At 66.9% G+C, this 6493-nt stretch carries 5 protein-coding genes and 1 pseudogene; 3 read left to right on the top strand and 3 right to left on the bottom strand.

Annotated features, from left to right (window positions below; genetic code table 11):
• The 3 genes and pseudogenes from JQK15_RS27700 to JQK15_RS19945 all read left to right on the top strand — a co-directional run.
• Positions 1 to 111: pseudogene (locus tag JQK15_RS27700) on the top strand (TonB-dependent receptor domain-containing protein); the annotation flags it as partial.
• Between the two features lie 11 nt (positions 112 to 122).
• Positions 123 to 2081, top strand: coding sequence for an acetate--CoA ligase (gene acs, locus JQK15_RS19950; RefSeq protein WP_214867151.1), 1959 nt, complete (start codon positions 123 to 125; stop codon positions 2079 to 2081).
• An 84-nt stretch (positions 2082 to 2165) separates the two neighbouring features.
• Positions 2166 to 4499 carry a TonB-dependent receptor gene (locus JQK15_RS19945; protein WP_214867149.1) on the top strand — a complete coding sequence of 778 codons (2334 nt, stop codon included), beginning with the start codon at positions 2166 to 2168 and terminating at the stop codon, positions 4497 to 4499.
• A 294-nt stretch (positions 4500 to 4793) separates the two neighbouring features.
• Here the strand turns inward: JQK15_RS19945 and JQK15_RS19940 are convergent, their stop codons facing one another.
• From JQK15_RS19940 to JQK15_RS19930, 3 genes are read right to left on the bottom strand one after another with little or no spacing between them, the layout of a single operon-like run.
• Positions 4794 to 5306 (bottom strand): c-type cytochrome, encoded by a 513-nt coding sequence (locus tag JQK15_RS19940; RefSeq protein WP_214867147.1) that lies wholly within the window; start codon positions 5304 to 5306, stop codon positions 4794 to 4796.
• A gap of 12 nt (positions 5307 to 5318) precedes the next feature.
• Entirely contained in the window at positions 5319 to 5864 is a 546-nt protein-coding gene (locus JQK15_RS19935; protein WP_017498892.1) for a methylamine dehydrogenase light chain, read from the bottom strand.
• 26 nt (positions 5865 to 5890) lie between these two features.
• Entirely contained in the window at positions 5891 to 6493 is a 603-nt protein-coding gene (locus JQK15_RS19930; protein ID WP_017498893.1) for a thioredoxin domain-containing protein, read from the bottom strand.

Below are 6493 nucleotides of genomic sequence, written 5' to 3'. Positions count from 1 at the left end.
GCGCGCGGGGAAAATTTGTTCGACGAGGATGTCGTCACCCGCAATGCCGGCGGATCCATCGACCTGGGCACACCCAGGACGCTCTGGATCGGCGTGCGGTTCGGCCAATGAAGGGAGCCATCATGTCCGAAGACCTGTTTCCGATACCTGCCGACTGGGCGGCCCATGCCCGCATGAACCAGGCGGCGCGCGCCGCCGATTATCTCCGCTCGCTCGATGACGGTAGTGCCTATTGGCTGGAGCAGGCGCAGCGGCTGGACTGGATCACGCCGCCGACCCGCGCGTCGGACAGCAGCTTCGACGAAGCGGATTTCGGTATCCAATGGTTCGCCGACGGCACGCTCAACGTGTCGGCCAATTGTCTCGACCGGCATCTGGCCGAGCGGGGCGACGTTACCGCGATCCTCTGGGAACCCGATGATCCGTCTGAAGCGCCGCGTAGCCTGACCTATCGTGAATTGCATGCCGAGGTCTGCCGGTTCGCCAATGTGCTCAAGGATGCTGGCGCACGCCGGGGCGACCGCATCACCATCTATATGCCGATGATCCCGGAGGCGGCGGTGGCGCTGCTCGCCTGCGCCCGGATCGGCGCGATCCACAGCGTCGTGTTCGGCGGCTTTTCGCCCGAGGCGCTGGCAGGCCGCATCACCGATTGCGATTCCAGCATCGTCGTCACTGCCGACGAGGGCCGGCGCGGCGGCAAGCGCGTGCCGCTCAAGGCCAATGTCGACGCGGCGCTGGCGCTCGACCATTGCACCAGCGTGCGCCGCGTATTGGTGGTGCGCGCAACCGGCGGGGCGGTGGCGATGCAGCCGGGCCGCGACAGCTGGTATGACGAGGCGATGGCCGGCGTCGCGCCCGATTGTCCGGCCGAGGTGATGAATGCGGAAGACCCGCTGTTCCTGCTCTACACCTCCGGCTCCACCGGCAAGCCCAAGGGCGTGGTCCATTCGAGCGGCGGCTATCTGCTCTGGGCCAGTCTCACCCACGCGCTCTGCTTCGATTATCGGCCCGGCGACGTCTGGTGGTGCGCCGCCGATGTCGGCTGGGTCACGGGGCACAGCTATATCGTCTATGGTCCGCTGGCCAATGGCGCGACGACGCTGATGTATGAAGGCCTGCCGAGCTGGCCGACGCCCAGCCGCATCTGGGAGGTGGTCGACCGACATCAGGTCCATACGCTGTTCACGGCGCCGACCGTGCTGCGCGCGCTGATGAAGGAGGGCGACCATCATGTCGCGAAGACCAGCCGTGCGTCGCTCCAATTGCTGGGCAGCGTCGGCGAGCCGATCAACCCGGAGGCCTGGCGCTGGTATCATGGCGTTGCGGGCGAGGGGCGCTGCCCGATCATCGACACCTGGTGGCAGACCGAGACCGGCGGCGCGATGATCGCGCCGATGCCGGGCGCCACGGACCTCAAGCCCGGCAGCGCGACCTTCCCCATGCCCGGCGTCGAGGCACAGATAGTCGATGGCGATGGCGTGGTGCAGGAGGGGGCGAGCGAGGGCAATCTGGTGATCGCGCGCAGTTGGCCCGGCCAGATGCGCACCGTCTGGAACGATCATGAGCGTTTCTTCCAGACCTATTTCACCACCTTCCCCGGCAAATATACCACCGGCGACGGCGCCCGCCGGGACGAGGACGGCTATTACTGGATCACCGGCCGGGTCGACGATGTCATCAACGTGTCGGGCCATCGCATGGGCACGGCCGAGGTCGAGAGCGCGCTGGTGCTGCATGCGACCGTGGCGGAGGCGGCGGTGGTCGGCATGCCGCACGACATCAAGGGGCAGGGCATCTATGCCTATGTCACGCTGAATGTGGGCGAGGAACCGAGCGAGGATTTGCGCCGCACCCTGACCCAATGGGTGCGAAGCGAGATCGGGCCGATCGCCACGCCGGACGTGATCCAGTTCGCGCCGGGCCTGCCCAAGACACGATCGGGCAAAATCATGCGCCGCATCCTGCGCAAGATCGCCGAGGGGGAGGTGTCGGCCCAGGCGCTGGGCGATGTCAGTACGCTGGCCGACCCGAGCGTGGTTGCGGACCTGGTGCGCAGTCGCGCCGGGGTTGCCGCCTGATTTTCGCATGCGACCCAAGGTATAATGGAGGCGATGGCCAGCCCTCCCTAGCGTCCTTCCCATAAACAGAGATGGGAGAGGAATATGCGGGGCAGGGGCTGGCTTTACGCGGGTCTGGCGGGCGTGGCGCTGATGCCGGGATTGGCGCAGGCCGAGGAGTTGGAGGCTGGGCCTGCGCAGACGATCATCGTGACGGCGCCGGGCGGGGCGATCGATGTCGATGATGCGCTGTCCATTTCCAGTCGGGATATCTCGCTCACCGGCACGCCCGACCTGCTCGGCGCACTGACCCGCAATATTGCCGGCATCACGCTGCAGGACGCGCAGAATAATCCCTGGCAGCCCAATCTTCTCTATCGCGGCTTCGTCGCCTCGCCGCTGCAGGGGCAGGCGCAGGGGCTGACCGTCTATATGGATGGTGCCCGCTTCAACCAGCCGTTCGGCGATACCGTCCAGTTCGACCTGATCCCCGAGGCGGCAATCCGCAAGCTGAGCCTGCTTGATGCCAGCCCGGTCTATGGCCTCAACGCGCTGGGCGGGGCGATCCTGATGGAGACGAAGGACGGGCGCAGTGATCCGGGGCTGGAGGCGAGCGCGACCGGCGGCCGTTTCGGCTATGCCGAGGCGAGCATCGCCGGCGGTTTTGCACGTGGCAATTTCAGTGCTTTCGGCGCGTTTCAATATAGCCACGACGATGGTTGGCGCGATCATAGCCCGTCGCATCTCTATAATAGCTATGCCGACCTGGGCTTTGATACGGAGACGGGCGGGCTGCACATGAAGCTGGTCGGGGCAAAGACCGACCTGACCGGCAATGGCGTGTCGCCAGTCGAACTGCTGGCGGCGGAGCGGCGCGCCGTCTTCACCTGGCCGGACAATAGCCGCAGCAGCTATGGCCGGATCAGCCTGCACCCCTGGGTCGCGTTGTCCGACACGACCCGGATCGAAGGGACGCTCTATGCCCAGCGGCTGACCCTGCGCACGGTCAACGGCGATGCCGCCGATATCGAGGGGTGCGAGGAGGAGGATGACGCCGGGCTGCTCTGCCTGGAGACGGTGGGGAGCGATGATGACGGGGACGAGGCGCAGGCGGTCCTGACCGACGCGAACGGCAATGCCATTGCCGACAGCCTGGGCGGCGAGGGCTATGGCGTGCTCAACCGGGGGCGGACGCGGACCGATGCGATGGGCGCGCTGGTGCAGTTGATCGACGATCGTGCGCTGATGGGCGGCACCAATCATTTTGCGATCGGCATGAGTTACGACACGAGCCGCACCCGGTTCGACACATCGACCGAATTGGGGGCGATGACGGACGAGCGCAGCGTCGAGGGGCTGGGGTCGATCATCGTCCAGCCGGACGACGCGATCGCGCCGGTCGGGCTGGTCGCACACACCGATTATTGGGGCGTCTTCGTGCAGGACCGGTTGCCGCTGGCGCCGGGGCTGACGGCGGAACTGGGGCTGCGCTGGAACCATGCGCGGATCGAGCTGGCCGACCAGATCGGCACGGCACTGAACGGACGGCACAATTTCCAGCGGCTGAACCCCGGTGCGGAGCTGGACTATCGGCTTTCGGACGGGCTGTCGCTGCGGGTCGGCTATGCCGAGACCAACCGCGCGCCGACCCCGGCCGAACTGTCCTGCGCCGACGAGAATGCGCCGTGCAGCCTGACCAATTTCTTCATCGCCGATCCGCCGCTCAAGCAGGTGGTGGCGAAAAGCTGGGAGGCGGGCGGTTCGGGTCGCTTCGCCGTCGGGGGATGGACCGCCGACTGGCTGCTCTCTGCCTATCGCACCGGCAATCATGACGACATCCAATATATCGCGTCGGACATTCGCGGTCGGGCCTATTTCCAGAATATCGGCAAGACCCGGCGCCAAGGCGTCGAGGCATCGGTCAAGGCGGCGCGGGGCGGTTTCAGCGCAGGCCTCAGCTATGCCTTCACCGATGCCACCTATCGCAGCGCGCTGACACTGAGCAGCCCGGCCAATCCGGAGGCGAATGAGGACGGCACGATCGACGTTCGCAAGGGCGATCGCCTGCCCGGTATCCCGCGCCATAGTGCGACTTTGAGCCTGGACTATGCCGGCACCTTGGGCGGTCAGCGCCGTTGGTCGGTCGGTGGCGACCTGATCGCCCGGTCGGGCCAATATCTGGTCGGCGACGAGGCCAACCAGAATGCCAGGATGCCCGGCTATCTGATCGCCAATATCCGCGCCGGCATCGACATCATTCCCGGCGTCACCCTGTTCGGTGAAGTCCGCAACCTGTTCGACCGCCATTATGCGACCTTCGGCACCTTTACCGAGGTGGATGAGATCGAACTGGACGAGGCGCCGGGGGCGAGCGACCCGAGAGCCTATGGCGCGGGTGCGCCGCGCCGCTGGTATGCCGGGGTGAAGGCGACATTCTGAAGCATGGCGGCGCCCGCGATCGGGCGCGCGTCTGCCGAAGTTCACAGTGTAAACGGCCTATCGGGGCCATTTGCACCTGTCGCGCAACTGCGACGCGTCGGTAACGCGCCTGTGCCGCGCCGGGGGTAATGGGGGCAGGGGCATGGAAGCGCGTCGCCCTTGCCCTTGCCGCGCGCCACATAGGCGCCTGCCACGCGCCGGGCGGCCGGGTTGGGCGAGGGGGAACAGCCTCTGTCGCATGGCGAGGGACAGATCAGAAAAGCGGCGTGTAGGACAGCGATGCCCGTGGCAGTGCTATCGCCCTGCAGACGGGAACATCTGCCTGAGCGAGGCTGGCGCATGGCATTTGCGGATCGCGGTTTCGACATGGCGGGCGCGTTCGGCGGTCAGCGAGGCGGCGGACAAGGCGAAGCGTCGTTCATGCGCGACTTCCTCGGCGGTGAAGGGCGTGCTGCCCTGCGGCACGCTGCCGCCGCCCAGGCCGAAGACGACGAAGTTCATCATGTCGGCCAGTTGCTGATTATCCTTGATCCGGTTGAGCGCGACATTGGGCAGGCGGATGAGATAGGCGCGGGTCTGGGGGGTGCAGAGGAACCAGCCGACCCGGCCGCGCAGTTCGGGCAGGGCCGCGGGCGCGGCACTGCCCTGCACCCCGTGGCAGCCGCCGCAATTTTCGACATAGTCAGACCGAGCGAGGTCCGGGTCAGTGATAGCGCTGGGCAACAGGCCCATGGGCGGCAGAGCGGCGCGGCCGATGCCGACCGCGCCGAGCAGCGCCAGCGATCCGATCAGCAGCGCATGCCGCATGTCCTGCCGGCCTCAGCTGGCCGCGCCGACCAGCACGGCGGTCGAACAATGATATTCCATGCTGCTGGTGCCAAAGCACCAGATCACGTCATTGTTGAGCTGGGGCATGTAGAGCTGGGTCTCGCGGTCGGTATTGTCGCAGCCGCACTGGCCGCAGGCCGGCTTGCCGCAACAGTCGCGATAGGCGATCAGATAGGCCTTGCCGTCGTCCGGGTTGATGCAGGTGCCGACCCAGGAGACGGGCGAGGGCTCCGCGCCCGCCGGGCAGCTATGGATGCCGCCGCCGCAGCAGGTGCACAGCGCGCCGTCGATCGCGCAATAGCGCCAATAGTCGCACTTGGTCTCGTCCTTGCTCTGTGCGGTGCGGGCAAAGGCGGTCTTGGCCTCGGGCGAGCGGTCGGGCTTGGCCGCTTCGGCGCGGCTGACCGGCAGCAGCGGGAAGGCGGGCGCAGCGACCAGGGCAGCGCCCAGGCGCGAGAGCATCGAGCGGCGGGATGTCCCCCCGGCGAGGCGCCGCAGCAGCTTTTCCCCCATGGCGTCGGCGTCGAACTTCTTCATGTCACGGACCCCCTTTGAACTTGCGATCAGGCCGCCTGGGCTTTGAGCGAACCGATATAGTCCTGCACCGTGGCGATCCCCATTTCATGGGCGACGACCAGGCTTTCGAGATGCTCGCGGCTGTTGACCAGTCCCTTGGACAGGATGGTGCCCTCGGCATCGAGCAGCACGGCGAAGGGCAGCTTGGCGACGCCATAGGCCTGGCCCGCCTCCGGCCCGTTGACGAAGGCATAGGCCTCCAGTCCGTGCTGGGCGATCATCGCGCGCTGGGCGGCGACATCATCGTCGCCCACGAAGGTCAGCGCGACCCGCTCGTCCCGCGCGAAGGATTTGGCCATCGGGATGATATTCTTGCACAGTGGGCATTGGGCGGAGACGAACATCAAGAGGCGCAGCGCCGTGCCATGGGCATGGCCGCCGATCGTGACGGGCGCGCCGTCGATGGTGCGGGCGTCGATCTTGACGATGGCGTCGCCCACCGCCGGGCCGCCGCTGGTGGCGAGCGCACCGGCGGGCGCGACGCGGATATGGAGCACGCCGACCTGCCGCGCGACCGCCAGCAGGGCGATGCCGAGCGCGAAAATGGCGACCCAGGACAGGATCTGCGCGATGATGAGCGACGTCAGCAT

This window comes from Sphingobium sp. BHU LFT2, assembly GCF_018604485.1.
GTDB lineage: Bacteria > Pseudomonadota > Alphaproteobacteria > Sphingomonadales > Sphingomonadaceae > Sphingobium > Sphingobium yanoikuyae_A.
The sequence above is the reverse complement of the archived record's forward strand: the minus strand, read 5'-3'. Positions and strand labels throughout refer to the sequence as shown.